Raw genomic sequence first — 24,868 nt, forward strand, 5'->3', positions numbered from 1 at the left:
CGATCGTTGTCTTTCGGGCGGAGTACGCTTTCTCACACTATGACGACGCAACCTAGTGAACCTGCCGCCGTCCCCCGTGTGGAGGATCGGCGTCGTCGGCTGGCCGCCATCGGGATCGCCGTGGTCTGCGTGGTGGCGGTGATCGTCGGCGGTGTGTTCGCCTACCGCGCGGTGACGTCCGCGGACCCGAAGACCGACACGGAGCTCGTCGACGCTCAGGCAAGGGGCTATCTTGACGACGTCTCGCACGCTGATCTGCGGGGCGCGTCGGCTCGCATGTGTCAAGCGCTCGGATCGGTCGTCAGTGGCGGCGGGGACGTACCGCACCTCCCGTCGGCGCGTGGTTCGGTACGCAAGGGCACGACCGTCGTCGACCACATCTCAGTTGACGGCGACACCGCGACCGTCGACGCATCGGTGCGTTACGGCTCGACGTCGGTGCCGACCCCGATGACGCTGCGCCGGGAGAGCGACGGCTGGTGCATCACGGACGTCGGCTGAGAGCGTCCCACGTTCGGGGGCTGTGCCACGCACCTAAAGCGAGGACGGCGACGGTGAAGATCACGTACGACGCGCCGATGATCTGTTGCCACCAGGCCCAGTCCAGTTCGACGTCGTTGCTTCCGGGCAGTAGCCAGTGGGGGCCGATGAAGAACATAAGGAAGGCGGTTCCGGTCGCAGCCACGAACCAGCGGTCCCGACGGCCGTCGACGATTGCGTTCCCCGCGATGACCAGAGCCGGGACGAACCACACCCAGTGATGCGACCAACTGATCGGCGAGATGAGGAGGATCGCGGCTGAGTTGACGACCAACGCGGTAGCCAGTCGCCGTTCGGCGAGTAGCCGGTGCATCCACACGGCGGCGAGGACCACGACCACCACCGACAGAGCCAGCCACAGCAGCGTCGCCGCCGTCTCACCCAAGCCAAGGCGGTAGACCAGACCCTTCAACGACTGGTTGCCTGCGAAGTACGGGGCGCCGATCCGGCCGGTCTCACTCAACTTGTGGAACCAGTATTCGCGGGAGTCGTCAGGCATCACGAGCCAGGCGATGCCGATCGAGACGATCGTCGACGCGATGGTTGTCGCGAACGCCCGCCAGTCGCGTCGAATCAGGAACAGCAGGAGGAACCCGGCCGGCGTCAGTTTGATCGCCACCGCGATCCCGATGAGGATGCCGCGCGGCCACCGTTCGCAGCGGTTCAACACGTCGAAGGCGACCGCCGCCATGAGCAGTGCGTTGACCTGACCGTAGCCGAGCGTTCCGCGCACCGGTTCGGTGTATTCGGAGACGGCGACGACGGCGAGGACGATCGCCAGTCTGGTGCCGCGGTCCATCGAGGGCCTGATCCGGTCGAGGACCAGCCACACGGTCAGGCCGATCGCCGCGATCGAGAGCGCGAACATGATCGACGTCGCGACGTTCTCGGGGAGGGCGGCAAACGGGGCGAAGGCGATGGCGGCGAGCGGCGGATAGGTGAATGGGAGGTGGATCTCGCCGTTGCCCAATGCGGGCAGTGGCCCGTACACGGCGTCGCCGTCGAGCAGGGCTCGTGCGCCGAGCCGATACACCAGTAGATCTACGTGGCCGTGCCACGCGTGGAACGTGACGCCGATGGCGGTCGTGACGGCCAGTAGCGCGGCGGCGGCTCCGACGAGTACGGCGGGCGAGCGGTCACGGAGGGTCAACGACGATAGCACCGCGCAAGAATACCAGTGCTGCCAGCGGAAACGCCGACCCACCAGGGGAGTTCGGTCACACGTCGAGGACTATCGTCACCGGCCCGTCGTTGACGATGTCGACACGCATGTGCGCGCCGAACCGGCCGGTCTCGACGGGCGCGCCCACATCCCGCAGGGCAGTGATGACCGTGTCGACCAGGGGTTCGGCGACCGGGCCGGGCGCGGCCGCGTTCCACGACGGCCGCCGTCCCTTCGCCGTGTCGGCGTACAGGGTGAACTGACTGACCACCAGGATCGGTGCGCCCAGGTCGGCGGCCGACGCCTGCGGGCGATCCGCGTCGCCGTCGAGGATGCGCAGTCCCCAGATCTTGTCGGCCAGCGCGCGTGCATTCGACTCGTCGTCGTGGTGGGTGATACCGACGAGCGCCACGAGCCCCTGCGCGCCGTCGGACAGATCGAGGGCACCGACCGTCTTGCCGTCGACGGTGACCGATGCTGCGCTGACTCGTTGGAGGACTGCTCTCATGCGCGAGAGGTTACGCGGCGCTGATCGTCCGGCACCGTCACGCGTACAGGTTTTCCGCTTTGTCCTTCATGAACAGTGCGGTCAGCCAGCCGACCACCGAGATGACGATGGCTCCGAAGATGCCGGACCAGAAGATGTCGTCCACTTGGAGTCCGACGTGGAAGACGTTGTCGGTGAGCCACGCCGTCAGCTTCAGCATCAGCGCATTGATGACCACATGGATCAGGCCGAGCGTCACGATGTAGAGGGGAATCGACAGGATCTGGACGATCGGTTTGAGGAAACCGTTCACCAGACCGAAGACCGCGGCGACGAGCAGGACCACGCCGACCTTCGCCCACCAGGACGAGAGGTCGCCGAAGTCGAACTCGACGCCTGGCACGATGAGGGTCGCGATCCACAGTGCGACGCCGGTCAGGGCGCTTCGGGCGAGGAAGGTGCGCATGGAGTCCATATTGACACGGGGAGCAAACGATCGGGGAGTACTCAGCGAGGCCGTGGTGGGAACGGACCCGGCTGTGTGAAGCCTCGGGCCGCGAGTTCTTTGTCGACTAGTGGATCAGCCATCGTGCTCAACTTCTGCAGAAGCCCCGATGGAGTACTTGGATTCGCAGCCACATAGGACCGGAGGGGCGGAGCGTTGTCGATCATGTGCGCCAGCGTCGCCGGGGGTGTCGCCGGGTTGAGTGCGGCACTCACGTCGCCCGGCGACGGTTGGGGGAGTGGAGCCAAATGAGGGGATGGCGCCGAGTGAGGGAATGCGGCGGCCTGACCGGAGTTCGATCCGATGCTCGACAGTCTGCGCATCCAGGTCGCTCGTTTCACCGGGTCGCGGAGTATCCGGACGGCGATACCGATCACCACGGCTACGATGACGAGGCCGATCGTGCCCGACACCGAGATCGACCCGCTTTTGCCCCCGCGTCTGGCCAGGATGTCTGACGTCATCGAGAGGTCTGGGTCTGCGGCGAGGAAGTCGTGGATCACTGTTGTGACGGTAGGCGGGGCCAACGTTGTCCGACATCATCCGAAGCGGGTAACTGTGGGACGGCGCGGGCCCGTGCCCGGAATACAAGTGCGCGTCGTGCAGGTTGCACCGACCATGGCAGACAATGACAAGACCGCGCACATCGACCGGTTCGGCAGGCACGGCGTCTGGGGCGGGTTCAATCAGTTCTCGGCCGACACCGCGCGCGAGATCGAACGACTCGGTTACGGTGCACTCTGGCTCGGCGGATCGCCGACAGACTTGCGGACTGTGCGGGAGGTATTGGCGGCTACCGACAAGCTGACCGTGGCGACCGGGATCGTCAACATCTGGAACACTGACCCCGCGGCGATCGCGGCCGAATTTCTCGAACTAGACCGCGACTTCCCAGGTCGCTTCTACCTCGGTATCGGGGCTGGGCACCCGGAGGCCACCGCGGAGTACACGAGCCCGTTCGGTGCTGTCGGAAGATATCTGGACGTCCTCGACGACGGCGGGGTCCCGGTGAACCGTCGCGTCCTGGCGGCGCTCGGCCCACGAATGCTGACCTTGTCGGCCGAGCGTGCTCTCGGTGCGCACCCGTATCTGACGGGGCCCGCGCACACCGCGCAGGCTCGCGCGACGGTGGGAGACGGGGTGTTGTTGGCGCCGGAACACAAGGTGGTGCTCGGTACCGATCCGGTCGCGGCCCGCGCCGTCGGTCGTCCGCCGGTCGACCAGCCGTACCTGCACCTGCGGAACTACACATCCAATCTGAAGCGCCTCGGTTACACCGACGCGGACCTAGCCGACGGCGGAAGCGACAGTCTCATCGACGCGCTGGTGGCGCACGGCGATGCCGCCGCGGTCCGCGCGCAAGTCGACCAGCACGTGGCAGCTGGTGCGGACCACGTCGCGATCCAGGTCCTCGGCTCGTCTGACGTGACTGCCGATTTGGCGGCGATCATCGGCGCCGCTGATTGAGCGACAGGCCGACGGGGATGCGCTAGCCGATCTGAATCGGAAAGAACACGGTGTAGATGAGCGTCATGATGAAGTTGACGCCGATGATGCCGACCGTCGAGACGACGACGGTGGCGTTGACGCCGTTCGCGACACCCTGCGGACCGCCGCGCGCCTCGAGGCCGCGCTGGCAGCCGATGACGCCGATGATGATGCCGAAGACGATCGCCTTGACGACACCGAGGATCAGATCGCGTCCGGACGCGAACGAGCCGAACGACTGCCAATAGCTGCCCGCGCCGACGCCTTGGATCATCACTGCGAGATAGAACGCCGCGATGACTCCGACCAAGATGATGAACAGTGCGAGGAGTGGGGCGACGATCGCGGCGGCGAGCACGCGAGGTACGACGAGACGTTGAATGGGGTCGATGCCCATCGTGCGCATCGCGTCGATCTCCTCACGGACGGTTCGGGCACCGAGGTCGGCGGCGATGGCCGAGGCTCCCGCACCGCCAAGCAGGACACCCGACGCCAGCGGCGCCGCCTGCTGGATCACCGCGAAACCACTCGCTGCGCCCAGCAACGATTGGGCGCCCAACTGGTTGATGATGTTGCCGATCTGGATGGTGACGATGACGCCGAACGGGATTGCCATGAGGAACGCGGGCACTGCGGTGACGCTGACGAGATACCAGCCCATGACGACGGTTTCGCGGACTTTCAACTGGCCGCGGAAGATGTCCAGGAAGAGCTGGACGATCGACACGACCGCCAGCCGGAACGTGCGCCCCAACGTGCGGATCGGGCCGAGCGCATTGTCGTTGAAGTTGTCGGTGAACCCGCCTATCGCGGACGGCCGGGGACGGTCTTCGATACGCATGTCAGTTACCGGGCACCTGGTCGGCAGGCGGTGTCGGGGCAGCAGGGGCGGCAGGGGCAGCCGGGGCGCCGGAAGGTGACCCGAGATTGCCTGCGACGGTGTTCGTCGGGTCGCCGACCTCGGTGATGAGCCAGTTCTTCGACCGGTCTAGCGTCAACTTGTAGACGGCGACGGCGTTGCCGCCGCTCGGATTCTGCACGGTCGTGGTGTTGACGTTGACGACGGCGTCGACCCGGTAGAGGTCGCCTTCGGAGTCGGAGAGCGACGTCGTCACCAGTTCACCGCTCGTCTTCATGCGCAGCGGGGTGATGATCTGCTCCATCGTCTGGCCGACCGCGTCGTAGCGTTTGGCCAGTTCGGGGCTCACGCCTTTCTTCATCGCCGTGATCCAGGGCGTCAGGTCCTGGTAGTCGAGTGTCGCGGCCGACACCGCGTACTTGCCCGCGACCTTTTCGGCGGCCGCTGCATCGGCCGCGGTGGCGCGCATCGAGTCGAGGTCGTTGCGGGCCGATGAGTCGCGGAGCACGAATACGACTGTCGTCGCGGCCAGGATGATGATTAGCAGGCCGGCGAGTAGTGAGCCGATCAGGACGGGAATCGACATCGTCACTTGGCCCCGTCGGCCCGATCCGCGGTCGTTCTTCTGGGTTAGTGTCTCGTCGGATTTCTTGCCATCTGACTTCTCGGCGGCGGACTCGGCCGCAGGTGTCACGGCGGACTCGGCCGCAGGTGTCACGGCGGACTCGGCCGCAGGTGTCACGGCGGACTCGGCCGCAGGTGTCACGGCGGACTCGGCCGCGGGTGTCACGGCGGACTCGGCCGCAGGTGTCACGGTCTTCGCTGTCTCGGTCACCGTTGTCTCGGCGGGCGTGCCGGCGTCGTCCCCTTCGGTCTTCTCGCGATCGGTGTTGTCCTCAGACATCGGATACTCCTGTTCGATACGGAAAAATGCTGTCGGGTTTGTGTCAGTTCGGCTGGGTGATGACGAGCTTGACGCCGTCTCCGCCGCCGAACAGTTTCAGCGCCTCGGCGAGGAAGGCGCTCATGTCGATTTGTGGGACGGTGTCGTCGACGGCGAATGCGACCGGCATCAGTGGGCCGACCGCGTCCATCACCGGCGGAATGATCTCCGCAAGGTACGGGTTGAGCTTTGCGAGGAACGGCTCAACCGAGTCGTGCATCACGGTGTTCAGATTTCCCTTGTCGATGAGGTCGCCGGTCGCTTCCAACGCGGACGTGAACTTGACCATGATGTCGTGCAGTCCGCCCGAGAACTGCGGGAGCGTCTTGACAATCCAATCGAGGTTAGCGGTGTAGACCTGCGTGTTGGCGAACATCTTCCGCATTTGAGGCGAATGCGTCATGAGCATCGTCGCCACCAGTCGGGTGCCGTCGCTGATGCGATCGAGGGAACCCTCGGTGCCGTCGAGAGCTTCGGCGATGGACTTCAAGATCCCCGACATCGGCCCGGCGTCGAACACCGACGACATCGTCGATATCTGGTTGAAGATGCCGGGGATCGATTCGGGTTCTTCCAGGTTTTCGGCGGCGATCGTCGCGCCGTTTTCTAGGGCGGGCCCGCCGCTCGTGCCGGGGGTGAAGTTCAGGTATGGCTCGCCGAGGGCTGATTGCAGACCGACGGACAGGGTCGAGTCGGCTGGGACCGAATTGTCGGCGTCGTACTCGAGCACCAGGGTGGCGCCATCGGGCTTGATCCTGACATCGGCCACCTTGCCGATCCGGATTCCGCTGACGAACACACCGGTGTCCTGGAGGATTAGGTTGCTGTCGGTGAGGCTGACGTATGCGGTCTTCGTGTCTTGGAGCGGCTTCCAGTGGTAGGCCTGAGTCGCCAGGTAGCCGCCGCAGACGATGATCACCACCGTGAACGCTATGACGTTCAAGGCCAGTTCGATCCTGCTGTTCCGGTTCATCGGACCATCCCCAACATGCGGAAGGTGCGGACCATCTCTCGTGAGAGGTCGCGGTCGGATACGTCGTTCTGGACGGTCACTGACCTCAGGTTGACGCCCGGTGTGTTCTTAAGCCACGGAAGGACCTTGTCGTCGATCACATCGGTGAGCAGTTCGGCGTTCGAGACGTCATTTTGCGGGAAGCCGGGGATCAGGAGCGGTGTGACGACGTCGCGGATCAGTCGGGTCAAACTCGACAGCACCGGTACCAGCGGCATCGCCGGTCCCAGGGCGTCGGACAGTCGACCGAGGATCGCGACCATGTACGTGGTGCTGCTGATCGCCCGGAACTGGTTGACTCCTGCCGGGCTCAGCGCGAACTCGAGGGTGCCCTTCATCGACGTGAGTCGTTCGGACAGGCCCGCGACGTCGGTCAGGATCTTCCCGAGATCGTCGGTGTTCGACGCCCAGGTGTCCAGGGTGTCGGCGAGGACCGCCTGGATCTTGACGATGTCCTTCGGGTCTTGGGGGAACTGGTTGTTGACTGCGCTGAAGGTGGCGCCGAGCTGCAGCAGGCTTCCGCTGCCGAGGAAGTTGGCCAGGCTCGACAACAGTTGTTCGATCTGGACCGGTTGGGCGACCTGTTCGATGCTCAATGTTCCGCCTGCGGGCACCGCGTTCGCGGTCGGGTCCGACGGGTTCGTGATCGACACGTATGTGTCGCCGAGTAGCGTGTCCTGCTTGAGTTCCAGCCTGGCGGCCGCCGAGACGACGGTCGAGTCGTCGATTCGCATCGTGATTCTGGTGGCGCCGTCGTCGGGCACAATCGCCGATACAGAGCCGGCGTCGATGCCGTTGACGAGCACCTTCGATTCGAGGGGAAGGTTCACCGCGGTCGGTACCAGCGCGCCGATCTCACGGCCGTCCCTCAGACCCTGCGGTGTCGGCAGGTTCTCGGGGGCGAACTTGGCGTACGCCGAGCAACCGGTGAGGGTGGCGGAGGCGACCAGGAGGATCACGATCATGCGGAGGATGCGGCGCGCCGCAACGCGAGTAGCGGTGGTCATCGGGCCGCTCCCGTCAAGGTCAGGGCCATCGACAACGCATCGATCTCCATCCCGGAGGGGTCGCTGACCGTGCATTGCCCCGGGACATAGCGGTTGATATTGGCGCACGTCGCCTGCGGATTCTTAGCTGGGATGCGCGTGGTCGGTGGGGTGTACTTGATGCGCAGACCGAGCGACTTCTGATCGAACGAGATGTCGAAGGCGCGGATGAGGACCGGCACGATACCCAGGATGTCGCCGAAGTTGCGCATGCCGTTGCCGACCACCCGGGCGATCGGGACGACGACGTCCAGGGCGGGCCACACGAAGTGACTGTAATTGTCGATGACTTTGGCGAGCATCGTGAGTGTTTCCGGTAGCGCGCCGATGATCCGGCTGACACTTCCGATTGTTGGCAAGATCAACGGCTTGACGACTCCGGAAATCTCCGTGATGAACGATTCGAGGAAGGGCCAATTGTCGGCGAGACCGGTGGAGAGGGAACTGACGCTATCGATGATGCGTGAGGTGTCGTCCAACGCCCCATTGATCGGCGAATGCCCGGGCATCGCGAGTTGTTTGATGATCGTGTTCAGCAGCGGGCCGGTGCCGGCCAATGCCTGGTCGAGGTTCGACATCGCCGAGAGCATCTGTTTTGACTCGGCGAGCCCACCCGCGGATGTCAGGTCCGCCGCGACATCCGAGAGACTTTGCAGCGACTCGGAGATGGACGCCGGAGTGTTGGTATTCGCCAGCCGGACACATTGTCCGGGCTGCAGTTGTGGGCCGCCGTGGTAGTCGCCGAGGAGAGCGAGCTGTCGGACGGCGATCACCGACGGAGCCACGGTCGCGGCCTCCGTGTCGGCGGGGATCTGCACGTCGTCGGTGGCCGTGAACCGCACGACGGCGTGCCCGCCCTCCGTTTCGACCCCGGTGATCTCCCCGATCGGGACGCCGCGGCGGGTCACTTGGTTGCCGACGAACAGCCCGATCGCGTCGTTGAACTCGGCGCAGTACTTGGCGGCTCGCGACGAACGGACATCGGAGAGGAGGAGCCCAGCGATGGCGGCGAGGACGACGGCGATCACGCAGGCGGTGATGAACCAGCGGGATTTGAGGACCTTGGCGATCATCAGCACGTCACCCCCGGCATGGGAATGCAGAAATCGGATGTCAGCACGATCTTGCTTTGATCGACGACGATCGATCCGTCAGGCTGCACCATCCCTTCGAGGCGGTAAATGAGGTCGCGGGCCTGGCTGATCATCGGTCCGTAGCGTTCGAGTGCAGGACCGAACTCTCGGCCGACAGCGTCGATCTGGTCGACGAGCGGCTGGATGTCGGTCATGTAGATCATGGCCAGGCCGCGGACTCGTTCCAGGAGCAGCGCCAGGTGGTCGAGGACGACGTTGAGGCGAGATCCGAACACCGAGTACTCGGTGACGAACGAGTCGAGATTGCGTGCCAGCTGGGTGAGCACGTCACCGTTAGCGTTGATCTGTTCGGAGTAGTCGGCGGCCAGCGCCAACATGGAGCCGAATTCGTCCTGACGGTTCTGCAGATTCGTGAGCATAGACCGCATCGTCGTCAGGTTCTCGCGTAACGCGTCCGGATTGTCGTCGAGTGCTTGACCGATCTGGGCGATGCTCTTTCGTGCGGGTGCGGCGTCGATCTTGTCGAGCTTGGGCTGCATCTTCTGGAATGTCTCAGCGAGGCTGTACGGAATGCTTGTCCTGCTCTCGGGGATGACGTCGTCGCCGAGAGCTTCGGTGCCGACCGTGGTCAGGTCGACGTAGCTGCCGCCGACGAGGGTCAGCATCTTCACGTCGGCGTTGGTCTCGTCGCCCAGGAACGTGCCCCACCGCACGGCCATCTCGACGTCGACGTGGTCGTTGCGAAGCTCGACCTTCTTGACGGTGCCGACGGGTACGCCCGCGACGCGCACGCTGTCGCCGGATTCGAGCTGTCCCGCTTCGCTGAATTGGGCGACGACACGGTAGTGGCCGGGAGAGTACCAATAGACGGCGACGCCGATCAGGACCGCGACGAGGGTGACGCCGAGCGCTGCGACACCCCATCCGAATTCGAGCGCGCGATTGTGCGACTCCGTTCGCTGGCGCGGGTTGATGACCCACGCGATGAGTGCGCCGATCCACCGGAACGGTGCGGTGACAATCTTCATCGCTTGCACAAGGTCACCTGGCTTTCACGGATGAACAACTGAAGCTGCTTCGGAATCTCGGCGCGACCCTTGCCACACGTCGAACTGGCGTGAGTCGAACCGGCCTGGTTGGAACCAGTTTGGGGAACCACCGTGTTGAGCGTGTCGAGCAGGACCGGTGCCAGCGACAGCACGGAGACGGCGGCCTCCAAGCTCGGCTTCGCCTGCGCCAGGAGCGAACTCGCGTCCGGGGTTCCGTTCGGCTCGACGCCGAGCGAGGCCAGCAGATCGTCGGCCTGGATGAGGATGTTGCCGGTGTTGTCGGCGAGCTCACGCAACGAGGGTGTCCACTGCGCGAGGACGCTGCCGAAGCGGGAAACGTAATCGATGATCGGCGTTATGTACTGCGAACGCCCCTTCACCGAACCGGAGAGCTCGGCGAGATTGTCGACGAGCGTATTGATCACCGCGGCGCGATCGTCAGCGAACCGGACGACGTGGGTGAGGGAGGTGACGAACTCGCTGAAGCCGGAGCCGTCGCCTTCGATCACCGCGAGCAGGCTCTCGGAGAAATGGTTGATGTCGTCGGTGTTCATGGTCGCGAATACCGGTGCCAGACCGTGAAATACGCGGGTCACGTCGAACGACGGATCAGTGTTTTCGGTGCCGATCACCCGGCCTTTGCGGATCGGCGTGCCCGACTTCTTCTTCGGCTGCTGCACGTCGACGTATCTGATCCCGGTGAGGTTGAGGTAGCGGATGGCGAGCCGTGTGTCGTCGTAGAGCTTCTGGTTCTTGTCGACTTCGAATTCGACGCGACCGACCGATGTGCCGTCCTGGTCGTCGTGGTGAACGGCGATGTCGGTCACCTTGCCGATCCGTGCGCCGAGGACTCGGACGTCGCTACCGACCTTCAAGCCAGCGACGCTGGTGAAGTCGGCGGTGTACTTCGTGGTCGCGGCGTCCACGGGGCGGACGATGGCATTGCTGATGAACAACCCGCCTGCCACACAGAAGACGGCGAACACGATCAGATAGACGAGTGCGCGGGGGAACTTGGTCACCTGGTGCCTCCCTGTCTGGTCGGATGCGTGGCGGGACGTTTCGTCATCGGTGGCTGGTCGAGTACGGCCTTCAAGCCCGGCGCGGACGCCAGGACCGCGTCGACGGTGAGCACCGGCGAGCCGTCCGGGCCCGCGGGCAGTGCTCTGCGGAGCTTCTCGATGAGCGTCGCGATCTGGATGCCGTTAGTACGCGAGTCGGGGAACGTGTTGTTGATGCGATTGAGGAGTGCGGTGATCACTGGCATCAGGGGAGCGGTCTGCCCGAGTTCGGAGTCGGAGAACAGCTTGGTGACCTGGTCCATGACCGGCCCCTCGGTGTACGCCAACTCCTGTTCGGCCATTTCACTGAACCCCGGGCGCCGTGGCGCCTGCCAGTCCATGAGTCGGCGGATCGGGGGAAGGAGATCGTCGAAGGTGCCGCGAACCTGCCCGACCAGTTGTGCGAACTGCGGCAACGTCTTGCGTGGGCTGACAACCTGGGTCTCGGCGATGTCGTTCATGATCTGGCCGGCGACGCCCAGGATCGGGAGCAGGCCGTCGGTCGCTTTCGCGGCGACGGACAGGATATCGCTCATATACGGGTCGAACGCCTCGTTCTGGATGTCGCTGAGCTTGCGCAGCAGCGTCGTCATCGTCGCGTCCTCGGGGTCGCCCGCGTCGAGCGTGGATCCGTTGTGCAGCGGAGTTCCACCCGACTGGCTCGTCAGAACGACAGCCGAAATGCCGAACAGGTTCTTCGGCGCGTAACTGACCACCGTCCGATCAGTCAGGACGGCGAGTGCGTCGTCGGCGCGGTCGCCACTCAGGTCGAGGGTCACTGCGTAGGTGTCGGGGGCGGCGACGTCGATCTCGCTGACCACACCGACCTCGGAGCCGTTGAGCACAACGGCGGCGTCGGGTCCGATGCCGCCCGCCACTGAAGTCGTCTTCAGAATGATCTCAGTGGTGTCGTCGGGTAGAGCGCGCACCCCGACGACTGTCACGGTGGTGACGGCGGCCACGGCGGCGATCGTTGCCAATGCGCGGTTTCGGTATGCGCCCGCGGTAGCGGACATGCCGGGGATGCGGAATTCGGTCATTGAGTCATCCTCGGAACAGGAACGGCGAGTTGACGCCCCAGAAGGCGAGTGTCAGGGCGAGATCGAGAACCATGATTGCGACGAGGCTGGCGCGGACTGCTCGACCCGATGCCACGCCGACCCCCTCGGGTCCGCCGCTGGCGAAGAAGCCCTTATAGCAGTGAATGAGTGTGATCGCCACGATGAACGTGATGGTCTTGACGGTCGCGGCCAGCATGTCGGGGAAGTTCACGAACTGGTCGAAGTAGTGGGCGTACGCGCCGCGGGATCCGCCTCGAGAGACCACGACGAACGCGCTGCTCAGATAGCTGGCGACCAGGGCGACGAGGAACGTCGGGATAGTGGTGAGGATGCCCGCGATGACGCGTGTGGAGACGACGAACGACATCGAGTGCACGCCGATCACCTCGAGTGCGTCGATCTCCTCGCTGATGCGCATGGAGCCGATCTCGGCGGTCATCCGGCAGCCGGCCTGGATGGTGAAGGCGACGGCGGCGAGGATCGGGGCGAATTCGCGGGTGATCGCGAACGACGTGACTGAACCGGTCACCGAGCCGAGGCCGACGAGGTCGAGAGTGCTGTCGGCGATGATCGCGACGGTCGCTCCGGCCGCGACGCCCAGGCCCGCCATGAGCAGGGCCGTTCCGCCGCCGATGACGACGGCGCCACGACCCCACGTGAGGTCGGTGATGGTCCTAATGGTCTGCCGCGGATAGCGGAATGGTGTGACCGGTACGTACCGGATCGTCTGCCAGAGGAAAGTAAGGAATTGGCCGAGGTAGGCGAGCGAGAGGTCGACGCTGTCCTTCGCCCGAATGAACCATCGAGCGAACCTGGGTTCGTATGTTGATGGAATACCCAATGGATCCCCCGACCCGTCCGTCTCGACTGCGGGCGGTCCCGCGTCTATCGCGACACAAAGTGTGTCGTCCGCCACGTCTTGGCGACGAGTGATTTCTACCATGGATGTAACAAGAACGCGAAAATTGTCTCATCGCCGAGGTTGCGGCAGGGGGTGGAGGGCATGTCGGACCGAAATGGTCTGATGTCCCTCCCGCGGTGGGTGCCGTGACTGAGGTTTGTCCGAAAGGGGCGGCCGGACGTAACTGGCGGCCCAGGTGCCGGAGCGACGCTGACGTCGCAGGTTCGAGTTGGTTGTAGCCGCATGCCTCGCGTAGACTCGAACGTCGGTGCGTCGTGCGGTTTCCGTGTGTCCGTAACCGAGTGGCAACACGCTGCTTGGTGAGGAGGAAGCCGCAGTGCGTGCCACCGTACCGGAAGTCGAAGGATCCAGCCCGGAGTCGCGTAACGCGTGCCTCCGGAGAATCGCGGAGGACATGGCGAAGAAAGACGGAGCCATCGAGGTCGAGGGTCGCGTGGTCGAACCCCTGCCCAATGCAATGTTTCGCATTGAGCTGGAGAACGGACACAAGGTCCTCGCCCACATCAGTGGCAAGATGCGGCAGCATTACATCCGCATCCTGCCCGAGGATCGTGTGGTCGTAGAGCTCTCGCCCTATGACCTGGCCCGTGGACGAATCGTCTACCGGTACAAGTAACCCTCGAAGTTCAACAAGGAGAACGGTGACGTGAAGGTCAAGCCGAGCGTCAAGCCGATCTGCGAGAAGTGCAAAGTGATCCGCCGTAACGGCCGGGTCATGGTGATCTGCGAAAACCTGCGTCACAAGCAGCGTCAGGGCTGATCAACGCCCCTCTTCGGGTCGCTTGAGAAACACAACTGAACATCGCGAATGAACTTCTGGAACCAGTGTTCGCAGACGCGTGGACACCGACCCCCGGCTCAGAGGCCGGGGCCCGACATATGAGTTCGGGACGGACCAGAAGCAGACCTCTGAGAAATATGAAGGAATCGCCACATGGCACGTGTTGCTGGTGTGGATCTTCCCCGCGAAAAGCGGCTGGAGATCGCACTCACATACATCTACGGGGTGGGTCGCACCACTTCGAAAGAGATCCTCGCTGGTACCGGTCTCTCGGCCGACCTGCGTGCGAAAGATCTGACCGACGCAGACGTCTCGAAGCTGCGTGAATACATCGAGGCCTCGGTGAAGGTGGAGGGCGACCTCCGCCGCGAGGTGCAGGCCGACATCCGACGCAAGATCGAGATCGGCTGCTACCAGGGTCTGCGGCACCGTCGCGGCCTGCCGGTCCATGGTCAGCGCACCAAGACCAACGCCCGCACTCGCAAGGGCCCGAAGAAGACCATCGCCGGGAAGAAGAAGTAATGCCTCCGAAGTCACGTAGCGCAGGCCCCAAGAAGGGCACCCGCCGTCGCGATAAGAAGAACGTCCCGCTCGGCCACGCACACATCAAGTCGACGTTCAACAACACCATCGTCTCGATCACCGATCCTGAGGGCAACGTGATCAGCTGGGCCTCCTCGGGCCACGTGGGCTTCAAGGGCTCACGCAAGAGCACCCCGTTCGCCGCGCAGCTCGCTGCCGAGAACGCTGCTCGCAAGGCGCAGGAGAACGGTGTCAAGAAGGTCGACGTATTCGTCAAGGGACCGGGTTCCGGTCGCGAGACCGCCATCCGTTCGCTGCAGGCAGCCGGCCTCGAGGTCGGCACCATCTCCGACGTGACCCCGCAGCCGCACAACGGCTGCCGCCCGCCCAAGCGGCGCCGGGTCTAAGCGGGAAAGGAAGAGATAAACCATGGCTCGCTATACCGGTCCCGCAACTAAGAAGTCTCGTCGACTCCGCGTCGACCTCATCGGTGGAGACGCATCGTTCGAGCGTCGCCCTTACCCGCCCGGCCAGCACGGCCGCGCGCGGATCAAGGAATCTGAGTACCTGCTCCAGCTGCAGGAGAAGCAGAAGGCCCGCTTCACCTACGGCATCATGGAGAAGCAGTTCCGCCGCTACTACGAAGAGGCGAACCGTCGCTCCGGTAAGACCGGCGACGTGCTGCTCCAGATCTTGGAGACCCGTCTCGACAACGTCGTCTACCGTGCAGGCATCGCCCGCACGCGTCGTCAGGCCCGCCAGATGGTCAGCCACGGCCACTTCACCGTCAACGGTGTTCGCGTGGACGTGCCCAGCTACCGCGTCAGCCAGTACGACATCATCGACGTCCGCCCGAAGTCGCTGCAGACCACGCCGTTCCAGATCGCCAAGGAGACCATCGGCGATCGACCGACCCCGGCTTGGGTGCAGGTGGTTCCCTCGACGCTGCGTATCCTCGTGCACTCGGTGCCCGAGCGTGCGCAGATCGATGTCCCGCTGACCGAACAGCTCATCGTCGAGTTCTACTCCAAGTAGGCGCGCGGGGGACTCCGTTCCCCTGGTGCCCCTTAAGACCCTCGCTGCTGCGTTGGGCGGCCGCACTTCGGTGTGGTCGCGCAGCGTTTACGCGGTCAAGGTTGTTTCTGGGGCCATGCGTTGGAGAAGGATTCGAGCGGCGAGCCGTTCACACAGAAAAGACCAAATAGCAGCAGACTGCTGATTGGTTTCCGCTTCCAGACCGTCAAATAGCGGGCGGTCACGAAGGAGACACACCCTCACATGCTCATTTCACAGCGACCTTCACTGTCTGAAGAGGTCATTGCCGAAGACCGGTCGAAGTTCGTCATCGAACCGCTCGAACCGGGATTCGGTTACACCCTCGGCAACTCGCTGCGGCGCACGCTGCTGTCGTCCATCCCGGGCGCGGCAGTGACCAGCATCCGCATCGACGGCGTCCTGCACGAGTTCACCACCGTTCCTGGAGTCAAGGAAGATGTCACCAACATCATCCTGAACCTCAAGGGACTCGTCGTGAGCTCCGAAGAGGACGAGCCGGTCACCATGTACGTCCGCAAGCAGGGTCCGGGCGCCGTAACCGGTGCTGACATCGTGCCGCCGGCAGGCGTCACCGTCCACAACCCGGACCTGCACATCGCGACCCTCAACGACAAGGGCAAGCTCGAGATCGAGCTCGTCGTCGAGCGGGGCCGTGGCTACGTGCCCGCCGTGCAGAACAAGGCGTCCGGCGCAGAGATCGGCCGTATCCCGGTCGACTCGATCTACTCGCCGGTCCTCAAGGTGACTTACAACGTTGAGGCCACCCGCGTCGAGCAGCGCACCGACTTCGATCGGCTGGTGCTCGACGTGGAGACCAAGAACTCCATCACCGCGCGCGATGCACTCGCATCGGCCGGTAAGACCCTGGTCGAGCTCTTCGGCCTGGCTCGGGAGCTCAACGTCGAAGCCGAAGGCATTGAGATCGGACCCTCGCCCGCCGAGGCCGATCACATCGCTGCGTTCACGCTGCCGATTGAGGATCTGGAGCTGACCGTCCGTTCGTACAACTGCCTCAAGCGCGAAGGTGTTCACACCGTCGGCGAGTTGGTCGCACGTACCGAGTCGGATCTGCTCGACATCCGCAACTTCGGACAGAAGTCGATCGACGAAGTGAAGGTGAAGCTCCACGGTCTGGGACTGGCCCTCAAGGACAGCCCGGCCAGCTTCGACCCGTCGCAGGTCGCCGGTTATGACCCGGCCACCGGCACATGGACGGACGAGGCGTCGTACGACGCCGACTCCGGTGAGGATTTCGCGGAGACCGAACAGCTCTAAGGGGCTGCTAGAACCACTACGACTTTCGGTCTGCAGATCGCAAGTCCCCTCCTAGGAGAGAGAAATGCCCAAGCCCACAAAGGGTGCCCGCCTCGGCGGGTCGGCCAGCCACCAGAAGGCGATCTTGGCGAACCTCGCCACGGCGCTCTTCGAGCACGGCCGCATCACCACCACCGAAGCGAAGGCCAAGCGGCTCCGTCCGTACGCCGAGAAGCTCATCACCCACGCGAAGGCAGGCGAACTCGCCAACCGTCGCCAGGTGCTGAAGGACATCCGTGACAAGGATGTCGTTCACACCCTGTTCGCCGAGATCGGCCCGCACTTCGCCGAGCGCGACGGCGGTTACACGCGCATCATCAAGACTCTGCCGCGCAAGGGCGACAACGCCCCCATGGCAGTGATCGAGCTGGTCCGCGAAGCCACCGCGTCGAACGAGGCGAACCGCGTCGCACGCGCCGCGGCGTCGAAGGCGAAGGCTGCCGAAGGCGACAACGTCGTCGAGGCTGTCGAGGCCGACGCGACGGACGCACAGGTCGAGAACGCCGACGCGGTCGCTGAGGCCGTCGACGACGTGTCGACCGCAGCGGTCGTCGCCGACGCCGACGCTCCGGCAGGCTCGCACGCTCCGATCGAGGGCGACGAGCAGCCGGAGGGCTTCCCGATCAAGGGCAACGCCCAGTCGAAGCTGTACCACCGCCCGGGCACTCGTTTCTACGAGTCGACCGTCGCGGAGATCTGGTTCGCTACCGACGCGGATGCAGAAGCAGCAGGCTACTCGCTGCCGCCGTCGCAGCAGGAAGACTGATCCTTCCAGACACGGCACTGCCCGCCCTCGTCACCGACGAGGGCGGGCAGTGCCGTCTCCGACTGACGATCGGATACGACGGCACCGACTTCTCTGGTTGGGCGACCCAACCCGGCAGGCGCACCGTGTGCGAGACCATCGAGAACGCTCTGGGGACAGTCCTCCGCGCCCCGGTGCGACTGACCGTCGCGGGCCGGACAGACGCGGGCGTCCATGCGTCCGGACAGGTGGCACACTGCGACGTCCCCGTCGCATCACTGGCGACTCGCTCGATCGACGGTGACCCGTCCCGACTCGTCCGCAGGCTCGCCAAGATGCTGCCCGACGACGTCCGCGTCAAAGCCGTCGACGCAGTCACCCGCGACTTCGACGCGCGCTTCGCCGCGCTCGCGCGCACCTACGAGTACCGACTGACCGACGCACGGTGGGGGGCCGAACCGACTCTGGCCCGCACCACGGCGGACTGGCCGCGACCACTCGACGTCGACGCCATGAACGCGGCGTCCGGGAAATTGGTCGGCCTCAACGACTTCGCCGCCTTCTGCCGCTACCGGCCTGGATCGACAACCATCCGCGAGCTCCAGGAGTTCACGTGGCGCCGCGACGGCAACGGCGTCCTCGTCGCGGTGGTCCGCGCAGATGCCTTCTGCTGGTCGATGGTCCGCTCCCTCGTCGGGGCGGTCGCTGTCGTCGGCGACGGACGCCGGGACCTCGATTGGTGTGCATCGTTGCTCACCGCGAAGACGCGCGCCGCTCAGGTGCCGGTCGCGCAGGCCCGTGGCCTGAGCCTGGTGCACGTCGCGTACCCGCCGCCCGAGGACTGGGCCGCTCGCGCCGAACGCACCCGCGACGTCCGCGACGCGGCTGATCTCGCCGGTGGCTGCTGCGGCGGCTGACCCGCGCCCCGATCCAGCGGTCACGCTCGATACAGTTCCGCGTACCGGCCGCCCGCGTCGACGAGCTCGACGTGCGAGCCGGATTCGATCACTCGGCCCCCTTCGACGACGAGGATTCGGTCCGCGTCTCTGATCGTCGCCAGACGGTGCGCGATCACGATCGCAGTGCGTCCCGCGAGCGCTTCAGACAGCGCAAGCTGGACCTGCGCCTCCGATGTCGCATCGAGGTGTGCGGTCGCCTCGTCGAGAATCACCACACGTGGACGCGCCAGCAGCACGCGTGCGATCGTCAACCGTTGCCGTTCTCCGCCGGAGAAGCGGTAGCCGCGTTCGCCGACGATCGTGTCCAGCCCGTCCGGAAGGGCCGCGATCACGTCGTCGAGCTGGGCGCGACGCAAGACATTCCACAGTTCGTCGTCGCTAGCGTCCCGGCGGGCGAGACGGACGTTGGCGCGCACCGTGTCGTGGAACAGGTGCCCGTCCTGTGTCACCATGCCGACGGTCGCGTGCAACGATGCCGCGTCGAATTCGCGCACGTCCACTCCGCCGACGCGGACCGCTCCGGAGTCGACGTCGAACAGGCGGGGGATGAGCCCGGCGATCGTCGACTTGCCCGCACCCGACGTGCCGACCAACGCGACCGTCTGTCCCGGCTCGACAGTGAACGACACGTCGTGCAGCACGCGTCCGCCGGGCCGCGGATCGAGGACCGCTACATCCTCCAGTGACGCCAGCGAGATCTGTGCGGCGGATGGGTACGAGAACGAGACACCATCGAACTCGAGGCCGACCGGGCCGGCCGGGGCGCGGCGGGCGTCCGCGCGATCACGGATGAGGGGTTCGAGATCGAGGACTTCGAAGACCCGCTCGAAGCTCACGATCGCGCTCATTGCCTCTACCCGGGTGTTCGCGAGTGCGGTGAGCGGCGCGTACAGCCGGGTCAGCAGCATCGCCAGCGACACGATGGTGCCGGTCTGAATCTGTCCGTGAAGCGCGAGCACCCCGCCGATCCCATAGACGAGCGCCAACGCCAGCGCTGACACCAGCATCAGCGCCAGATAGAAGACCTCTTGCACCATGGCCGACCGCACACCGATGTCGCGAACGCTGCCTGCCCGCTGGGCGAACTCGTCGGACTCGCGATCCGCGCCGCCGAACAACTTGATAAGAGTGGCGCCCGGAGCGCTGAATCGTTCGGTCATGCGGTCGCCCATCGCCGCGTTGTGTCCAGCTCGCGCTCGCTGCATCTGGGCGAGACGAGCGCCGAACCGTCGCGCGGGCCATAGGAAGATCGGGAGGAGGATCAACGTCGCGAGCGTGATCGGCCACGACAGGCTCAGCATCGCGACGAGAGCGAGCAGCAGGGTGACGGTGTTGCTGATGACTCCCGAGAAGGCGTCGCTGAACGCGCGTTGGGCGCCGATCACATCGTTGTTCAGACGACTCACCAACGCGCCTGTTCGGGTGCGACTGAAGAACGCGACCGGCATGGTCTGGACGTGGTCGTAGACGGCGGTCCGAAGATCGAAGATGAGGTGCTCGCCGATCGTCGCCGACAGCCAGCGCTGCACGACGCCGAACCCGGCTTCGGCCACGGCGACTACCGCGATGATCGAGGCCAGCCACACGACGACCGACACTGGCGAGGACCGGGTGATCGCGTCGATGACGCGTCCCGCGAGTAGCGGCGTCGCGACGGTCAGGACGGCGATCATCACGCTGACCACTGCGAATCCGGCAAGTCGATGCCGGTGTGGTGCGGCGAAGCCTGCGATTCGTCGTAGTAGTGCCGGGTTGATGCGGTTGTGATCGGTGGTCGCGTTCATGGCCGTGTGCATCGTGCTCCACGCCGTCGTCTCCATACTCATGCCTCGATCTTGAAACATCAACTAAGGTTGAGGTCAACTGTCTCGTCCAGGAGAGGATCGTCGCGGATGACCGATTGGCCTGCGTGGAACAGTCGGGAACTGACCGTCGGTGAACTGTCCGTGCGCAGCGGCGTCGCCGTCTCGGCGCTGCACTTCTACGAACGGGAGGGGCTGATCGACGCGCGTCGGACGACTGGCAACCAGCGGCGATATCGGCGCGACACCCTGCGCCGAGTCGCGCTGATCAAGATCGCTCAGCGAGTCGGCATACCGCTCGCCGATATCCGCGACGCACTGGCGCGACTGCCCGAAGGGCGTACGCCGACGGCCCGCGACTGGACGCGGCTCTCGGAGGGTTGGCGCGCCGAGCTCGACCAGCGCATCCACCGGCTGCAGCAGTTGCGTGACGACTTCGATGGGTGCATCGGCTGTGGCTGTCTATCCATGGAGCGATGCGCGTTGGCGAATCCGCACGACGAGTACGGGCGTCGCGGCGATGGTCCGCGCCGTCTACTGGAGTCCTGACATGAGACGGGCGCGCGATTGCTCGCGCGCCTGTCTTGTCTGCGTGGAGAGGCTGGGAGGGAGTCTGACGTCCTTCTGTGGGGCTACAACGTTCCATCTAGAACGACATAGGCTCTCGTCGGGCGGCCGCGCGTATGCGACGCTCACGTACGGCGGAAGCCGTTCGACAGTTCGGTGAGCAGTTCGGCGACCAGTTGGTTGGGCGTCGCGTCCACGCGGAGGACCGCCGACACCGGGAGAGTGAAGTTCAGGCTCCGGCGGCACGAGATGCCGGGCTGCAGTGGATCCTCGTAGAGGAGCGTCCAGGCGGTCGGATGGTTGATGAGTTCAAAAGCGACTGAGTGGCCCTCGCGGATCTCCGGGCCGTAGGTGACCTCGGCGTCCGCCCGCACGAACGCGCGGTCGACGAGTCGGTGCAGCAATACTTGGCGGTCGGCGGGCGGCAGGATCAGCGGGTACGCGGCGAGATCGGCCGGGCTGGGCGCCTGCCCGCCGGCCGCCAGCGGATGGCGGGAGCTGAACGCGATGACCGGCTGATCCACCCACAGCGGGTCGAGGTATAGGCCTTCCCGGTCGACGGTGCCGCGGATCAGTGCGAGGTCGGCTTCGCCGGAGGCGACGGCGTCGACGCGCTGAGTGAATGGTTTGATCAGGAAGTCGATTTCGGCGTCCGGATTGCGTTCACGGACCGCGGACACCGCGGTCAGCGCGGCACCCGCGAACGACATGTTGGCGGCGATGCGTACGCGGTCCGGTCGCGGGGACGTCGCGCCGATCGCGTCGTCGCGCAGCGCGAGTAGGTCTCGCGCGTACGGGACGAGTGTCTCGCCCGCTTCGGTGAGTCGGACGCGTCGCTGCGAACGGTCGAAGAGTTCGGTCGCCAACTCACGTTCGAGGGCCGCCACCTGGTGGCTGATGGCCGACTGCGAGACGAAGCATCGTTGCGCAGCGCGGGAGAACCCACCGGTCTCGGCCACGGCGACCACGTACTCGAGCTGACGAAACTCCATTCCGTCATTCTATGAATAGAACAGATCGAAAGTACAAGAGAATGCCTGTTCGTTGAGGTTGTCGATCTACCAGGGTTCTAGCAACCTGGTGGTAGAGGCAAACCGACTCGAGAGGAGCAGGGAACATGCGCAGGACCGACGTGGTGATCATCGGATCGGGTTTCGGCGGGCTCGCCGCCGCGAAGCGACTGGCGAAGTCGAAGGTCGACACGATGCTGATCTCGGCGACCGACGAGCACCTGTTCCAGCCGCTGCTGTATCAAGTGGCGACCGGTGTGCTGCCGACCGAGGAGATCGCGCCGAATATCAGTGACGTTCTGGAATCCAAGGAGTCCGTGTCGGTGGTCCGTGGGTACGTGAGCGACATCGACGTCGACCGCAAGGTCGTCACGTACCGCACCGACGACGGTGACGAGCAGGTCGGCTACGACCGTCTCATCGCTGCGGCCGGGGTCGTGCAGGGATACTTCGGGCACGATGAGTGGGCCGACCGCACGTATTCATTGAAATCTCTCGACGACGCTGTGGCGTTGCGCGCTCAGTTGCTCGAATGCTTCGCCGCGCCCGCTGACGACGCCGACGCGCACACCTTCGTAGTAGTCGGCGGCGGTGCGACGGGAGTCGAGATCGCAGGCCAGATCCGCGAGTTGAGCACGCGGCACTTCACCGACGTGCCCGCTGTCGTCTATCTTGTCGAAGGCGCGGGCGACCTGCTGCCGGTATACGGCGGCAAGTTGTCGGTGTTCGCGCGAAAGACGTTGGAGAAGGCGGGTGTCGAGGTACTCACCGACACTTTCGTCACCGACATCGACGGTGTGAAGGTTACTGTTCACAGCGGTGACGAGGACCGGGTGCTGCGCGCGGCGACCATCGTGTGGTCGGCGGGTGTGCAGGCGACCGGACTCGCCGGGGTCCTCGCCGAGGCGACGGGCTGCGCCACCGACCGAGCGGGTCGACTTCTGATCGACGACGATCTGACCGTTGGCGACCGCGACGACGTCTTCGCCATCGGAGACATGACGAACCTGAAGGGTTACCCGGGTCAGAGCCCGGTCGCCATGCAGCAGGCGCGTCATGTCGCCGACGTGATTCGCGGCAAGAAGGCCGCGGGCACCGAGTTCGTCTACCTGGACAAGGGCAGCATGGCTGTCGTCAACCGGCACAACGCCGTCGTCGACGCCCCGTTTGGCATCAAACTCACCGGCGTGCTCGGCTGGTTCAGTTGGCTGGCAGTCCACCTGTTCTATCTGGTCGGCTTCCGGAATCGGGTGGCCGCGATCGCATCCTGGTTCAAGGCCTTCGCCGGCCGTGCCCGGCCCGGCTTCGCTCAGGTCGCGGCGGGCGGAGCGAATCGCTCGACGGTGCGGCCGTCGAGCGGATCAGAGACCGCCGCTTAAGGTTTCGCACCGCGTGGCCTGGAGATCGCCCCGACGCGTCTCCAGGCCGCCGCGCGTCGTCGCCTTACCCCTCGAAAGGCGGATGACGTCGCAGCACAGTGCCGCCGAAGTCGTCGGCGATCGTCGCCGCCAGTTCGACGAAGGACCGTCGCGCGCGTTTGCCGAGAAGCTCGAGGTCGACATCGGCGCCTTCGGCGAGGTGATCGTCGAACGAGATCTCGTGGACGGCGCGGCACCGCGTCAGGAAATGCTGGCTCAGGTCACCGATGTCGATCGACGACGCACCCGGTCGTGCAGAGCTCAGCACGACGACGCTGCGCGAGATCAAATGCCCGAATCCGTGGCCCGCGAGCCAGTCGAGGGTGGCGCCCGCGCTGCGCGCCCCGTCGAGTGCAGGCGAGCTGACGAGGACGATCGCATCGGCGAGATCGAGTACACCGCGCATCGCGCTGTGGCTCATGCCGGTGCCGCAGTCGGTGAGAATGATGTTGTAGAACCGCTGCAGGATCGACATGACCCCGCGGTACTCGTCTTCGTCGAATGCTTCGGCGGCGGCCGGATCCCGTTCGGATGCGAGAACTTCCAGTCGGCTTGGCGCCTGCGAGGTGTGCGCACGGACGTCCGAGTAGCGCGCTACGACGGGGTCGGCAAGCAGATCCCGGACGGTCGACTGTGTCTGCTGGGGGACGCGCTGGGCGAGTGTGCCGAGGTCGGGGTTGGCGTCCACCGCGATCACCCGGTCGCCGCGCAGTGACGCGAACGTCGAACCCAGCCCGATCGTCGTGGTGGTCTTGCCGACTCCTCCTTTGAGCGAGAGCACGGCGATCCGGTAGTCGCCGCGAACCGGTTGACGGACATGTTCGAGCAGATCGCGGTATTCGAGTTCGGCCGACGACTCACCGGGGTTCACGGCACCGCCGCTCAACGTGTGGACGGCTCGACGCCAACCCCGGGCCGGTGCGCGTCGCGCCTTGCGAATCAACCCGACCTCGTCGAGTGCGGGCCCCGAACGCAGCGCGAATGGCTGGGGTGGATGCGTGGCCTGCGCCGGAATGGGCTGCGCTGAAGGTCGGTATTCAGGTGCCGCCTGCCGCGGGTTCGCGGCAGGTTGGGCGAGCGGCGGTTGGGCGAGGAGTCCTGCTGCAGGCGGCGGGACGATCCCCGACAGGTCGACTTCACCTACCCGCGCGTTGACTGTGTCGTCGACCCGCCTCGGCTGCGGCCCGACCAGCCACGGTGGCGTGTCGGCGTCGTACGGGCCGGTGCCCCCTGGACGTGGCGATGTCGGTGGTCATGGCGGGTCCCTTCGCTGCGGTTGGCTGAGCGCGCTGTGGTGCGGTGGAGCCGAACGCTACGCCGACCGTCACGCGACTCGCCCGAAAGAAGTTCGATGGAACCGAAATCGGTCCACGTGCGTCTGACCTTTCATGGAGACCGAGAAATCACTTGAACCGGGCGGCCCGCACGCACGAAATCCCGATCCCCCGAATGCTGACCTCCTGAG

28 protein-coding genes are annotated in these 24,868 nt (G+C 65.1%); 12 read left to right on the top strand and 16 right to left on the bottom strand.

Annotation, left to right across the window (positions count from 1 at the left end; translation table 11 throughout):
- The first annotated feature begins 39 nt into the window (after positions 1 to 39).
- Positions 40 to 501, top strand: coding sequence for an Rv0361 family membrane protein (locus MP11Mi_RS10865; RefSeq protein WP_420038941.1), 462 nt, complete (start codon positions 40 to 42; stop codon positions 499 to 501).
- Here the strand turns inward: MP11Mi_RS10865 and MP11Mi_RS10870 are convergent.
- Genes MP11Mi_RS10870 through MP11Mi_RS10885 form a run of 4 tightly spaced genes read right to left on the bottom strand, consistent with a single transcriptional unit; the run spans position 485 to position 3,197 of the window.
- The gene (locus MP11Mi_RS10870) at positions 485 to 1,702 is read right to left on the bottom strand and encodes a glycosyltransferase 87 family protein (RefSeq protein ID WP_420038942.1); all 1,218 of its coding nucleotides are present in this window, start codon (positions 1,700 to 1,702) and stop codon (positions 485 to 487) included. The genes MP11Mi_RS10865 and MP11Mi_RS10870 overlap by 17 nt on opposite strands.
- A gap of 55 nt (positions 1,703 to 1,757) precedes the next feature.
- The gene (gene dtd / locus MP11Mi_RS10875) at positions 1,758 to 2,210 is read right to left on the bottom strand and encodes a D-aminoacyl-tRNA deacylase (protein ID WP_420038943.1); all 453 of its coding nucleotides are present in this window, start codon (positions 2,208 to 2,210) and stop codon (positions 1,758 to 1,760) included.
- Positions 2,211 to 2,247: 37 nt separating this feature from the next.
- A complete protein-coding gene (locus MP11Mi_RS10880; protein ID WP_420038944.1) occupies positions 2,248 to 2,655 on the bottom strand; it encodes a phage holin family protein in 408 nt (135 codons plus the stop codon).
- A gap of 41 nt (positions 2,656 to 2,696) precedes the next feature.
- A complete protein-coding gene (locus MP11Mi_RS10885; RefSeq protein WP_420038945.1) occupies positions 2,697 to 3,197 on the bottom strand; it encodes a variant leucine-rich repeat-containing protein in 501 nt (166 codons plus the stop codon).
- 115 nt (positions 3,198 to 3,312) lie between these two features.
- Here MP11Mi_RS10885 and MP11Mi_RS10890 point away from each other — a divergent pair, with 115 nt between their 5' ends.
- Complete coding sequence (locus MP11Mi_RS10890) at positions 3,313 to 4,161, top strand: LLM class F420-dependent oxidoreductase (protein ID WP_420038946.1); 849 nt, start codon at positions 3,313 to 3,315, stop codon at positions 4,159 to 4,161.
- Between the two features lie 22 nt (positions 4,162 to 4,183).
- Here the strand turns inward: MP11Mi_RS10890 and MP11Mi_RS10895 are convergent, their stop codons facing one another.
- From MP11Mi_RS10895 to MP11Mi_RS10935, 9 genes are read right to left on the bottom strand one after another with little or no spacing between them, the layout of a single operon-like run.
- Positions 4,184 to 5,023, bottom strand: a complete 840-nt coding sequence (locus MP11Mi_RS10895) for an MlaE family ABC transporter permease (protein ID WP_420038947.1) — start codon at positions 5,021 to 5,023, stop codon at positions 4,184 to 4,186.
- 1 nt (position 5,024) lies between these two features.
- Positions 5,025 to 5,945, bottom strand: coding sequence for a hypothetical protein (locus MP11Mi_RS10900; protein WP_420038948.1), 921 nt, complete (start codon positions 5,943 to 5,945; stop codon positions 5,025 to 5,027).
- Positions 5,946 to 5,988: 43 nt separating this feature from the next.
- On the bottom strand, positions 5,989 to 6,957 hold the full coding sequence (locus MP11Mi_RS10905) for an MlaD family protein (RefSeq protein WP_420038949.1): 969 nt from the start codon (positions 6,955 to 6,957) through the stop codon (positions 5,989 to 5,991).
- A complete protein-coding gene (locus MP11Mi_RS10910; protein WP_420038950.1) occupies positions 6,954 to 8,003 on the bottom strand; it encodes an MlaD family protein in 1,050 nt (349 codons plus the stop codon). Before MP11Mi_RS10910 ends, MP11Mi_RS10905 begins: the two co-directional genes overlap by 4 nt.
- Complete coding sequence (locus MP11Mi_RS10915; RefSeq protein ID WP_420038951.1) at positions 8,000 to 9,115, bottom strand: MlaD family protein; 1,116 nt, start codon at positions 9,113 to 9,115, stop codon at positions 8,000 to 8,002. The genes MP11Mi_RS10910 and MP11Mi_RS10915 overlap by 4 nt, the downstream gene beginning before the upstream one ends.
- Positions 9,115 to 10,164 (bottom strand): MCE family protein, encoded by a 1,050-nt coding sequence (locus tag MP11Mi_RS10920; RefSeq protein ID WP_420038952.1) that lies wholly within the window; start codon positions 10,162 to 10,164, stop codon positions 9,115 to 9,117. The genes MP11Mi_RS10915 and MP11Mi_RS10920 overlap by 1 nt, the downstream gene beginning before the upstream one ends.
- On the bottom strand, positions 10,161 to 11,207 hold the full coding sequence (locus tag MP11Mi_RS10925) for an MlaD family protein (protein WP_420038953.1): 1,047 nt from the start codon (positions 11,205 to 11,207) through the stop codon (positions 10,161 to 10,163). Before MP11Mi_RS10925 ends, MP11Mi_RS10920 begins: the two co-directional genes overlap by 4 nt.
- Complete coding sequence (locus tag MP11Mi_RS10930; RefSeq protein ID WP_420038954.1) at positions 11,204 to 12,286, bottom strand: MlaD family protein; 1,083 nt, start codon at positions 12,284 to 12,286, stop codon at positions 11,204 to 11,206. Before MP11Mi_RS10930 ends, MP11Mi_RS10925 begins: the two co-directional genes overlap by 4 nt.
- A gap of 4 nt (positions 12,287 to 12,290) precedes the next feature.
- Positions 12,291 to 13,148, bottom strand: a complete 858-nt coding sequence (locus MP11Mi_RS10935; protein ID WP_420038955.1) for an MlaE family ABC transporter permease — start codon at positions 13,146 to 13,148, stop codon at positions 12,291 to 12,293.
- A gap of 475 nt (positions 13,149 to 13,623) precedes the next feature.
- On the opposite strand from MP11Mi_RS10935, the gene infA reads away from it, so the two are divergent.
- The 8 genes from infA to truA all read left to right on the top strand — a co-directional run bounded on the left by infA (position 13,624) and on the right by truA (position 18,564).
- Positions 13,624 to 13,845: a translation initiation factor IF-1 gene (infA, locus tag MP11Mi_RS10940; RefSeq protein WP_007616247.1), complete on the top strand. Its 222-nt coding sequence runs from the start codon at positions 13,624 to 13,626 to the stop codon at positions 13,843 to 13,845.
- 30 nt (positions 13,846 to 13,875) lie between these two features.
- Entirely contained in the window at positions 13,876 to 13,989 is a 114-nt protein-coding gene (gene rpmJ / locus MP11Mi_RS10945; protein ID WP_026917227.1) for a 50S ribosomal protein L36, read from the top strand.
- A 174-nt stretch (positions 13,990 to 14,163) separates the two neighbouring features.
- Entirely contained in the window at positions 14,164 to 14,532 is a 369-nt protein-coding gene (rpsM, locus tag MP11Mi_RS10950) for a 30S ribosomal protein S13 (protein WP_236996265.1), read from the top strand.
- Positions 14,532 to 14,939, top strand: coding sequence for a 30S ribosomal protein S11 (gene rpsK, locus MP11Mi_RS10955; protein WP_006895581.1), 408 nt, complete (start codon positions 14,532 to 14,534; stop codon positions 14,937 to 14,939). Before rpsM ends, rpsK begins: the two co-directional genes overlap by 1 nt.
- A 22-nt stretch (positions 14,940 to 14,961) precedes the next feature.
- Positions 14,962 to 15,567, top strand: a complete 606-nt coding sequence (gene rpsD, locus MP11Mi_RS10960; protein WP_420038956.1) for a 30S ribosomal protein S4 — start codon at positions 14,962 to 14,964, stop codon at positions 15,565 to 15,567.
- Positions 15,568 to 15,810: 243 nt separating this feature from the next.
- A complete protein-coding gene (locus MP11Mi_RS10965) occupies positions 15,811 to 16,863 on the top strand; it encodes a DNA-directed RNA polymerase subunit alpha (protein ID WP_237008997.1) in 1,053 nt (350 codons plus the stop codon).
- 64 nt (positions 16,864 to 16,927) lie between these two features.
- Positions 16,928 to 17,668, top strand: a complete 741-nt coding sequence (rplQ, locus tag MP11Mi_RS10970; RefSeq protein WP_420038957.1) for a 50S ribosomal protein L17, sunset domain variant — start codon at positions 16,928 to 16,930, stop codon at positions 17,666 to 17,668.
- Between the two features lie 17 nt (positions 17,669 to 17,685).
- A complete protein-coding gene (gene truA, locus MP11Mi_RS10975; protein ID WP_420712876.1) occupies positions 17,686 to 18,564 on the top strand; it encodes a tRNA pseudouridine(38-40) synthase TruA in 879 nt (292 codons plus the stop codon).
- A gap of 20 nt (positions 18,565 to 18,584) precedes the next feature.
- Here the strand turns inward: truA and MP11Mi_RS10980 are convergent, their stop codons facing one another.
- Positions 18,585 to 20,432 (bottom strand): ABC transporter ATP-binding protein, encoded by a 1,848-nt coding sequence (locus MP11Mi_RS10980; RefSeq protein ID WP_420038958.1) that lies wholly within the window; start codon positions 20,430 to 20,432, stop codon positions 18,585 to 18,587.
- Between the two features lie 66 nt (positions 20,433 to 20,498).
- Here MP11Mi_RS10980 and soxR point away from each other — a divergent pair, with 66 nt between their 5' ends.
- Positions 20,499 to 20,957, top strand: a complete 459-nt coding sequence (soxR, locus tag MP11Mi_RS10985) for a redox-sensitive transcriptional activator SoxR (protein WP_420038959.1) — start codon at positions 20,499 to 20,501, stop codon at positions 20,955 to 20,957.
- Positions 20,958 to 21,100: 143 nt separating this feature from the next.
- Here the strand turns inward: soxR and MP11Mi_RS10990 are convergent, their stop codons facing one another.
- The gene (locus tag MP11Mi_RS10990) at positions 21,101 to 21,967 is read right to left on the bottom strand and encodes a LysR family transcriptional regulator (protein WP_420038960.1); all 867 of its coding nucleotides are present in this window, start codon (positions 21,965 to 21,967) and stop codon (positions 21,101 to 21,103) included.
- A gap of 125 nt (positions 21,968 to 22,092) precedes the next feature.
- Between MP11Mi_RS10990 and MP11Mi_RS10995 the strand changes: the two genes are divergently transcribed.
- A complete protein-coding gene (locus MP11Mi_RS10995; RefSeq protein WP_420038961.1) occupies positions 22,093 to 23,364 on the top strand; it encodes an NAD(P)/FAD-dependent oxidoreductase in 1,272 nt (423 codons plus the stop codon).
- 64 nt (positions 23,365 to 23,428) lie between these two features.
- Here the strand turns inward: MP11Mi_RS10995 and MP11Mi_RS11000 are convergent, their stop codons facing one another.
- The gene (locus MP11Mi_RS11000) at positions 23,429 to 24,595 is read right to left on the bottom strand and encodes a MinD/ParA family ATP-binding protein (protein WP_420712877.1); all 1,167 of its coding nucleotides are present in this window, start codon (positions 24,593 to 24,595) and stop codon (positions 23,429 to 23,431) included.
- Between the last annotated feature and the right edge of the window lie 273 nt (positions 24,596 to 24,868).

Source organism: Gordonia abscondita (genome assembly GCF_032711245.1).
Lineage (GTDB): Bacteria > Actinomycetota > Actinomycetes > Mycobacteriales > Mycobacteriaceae > Gordonia.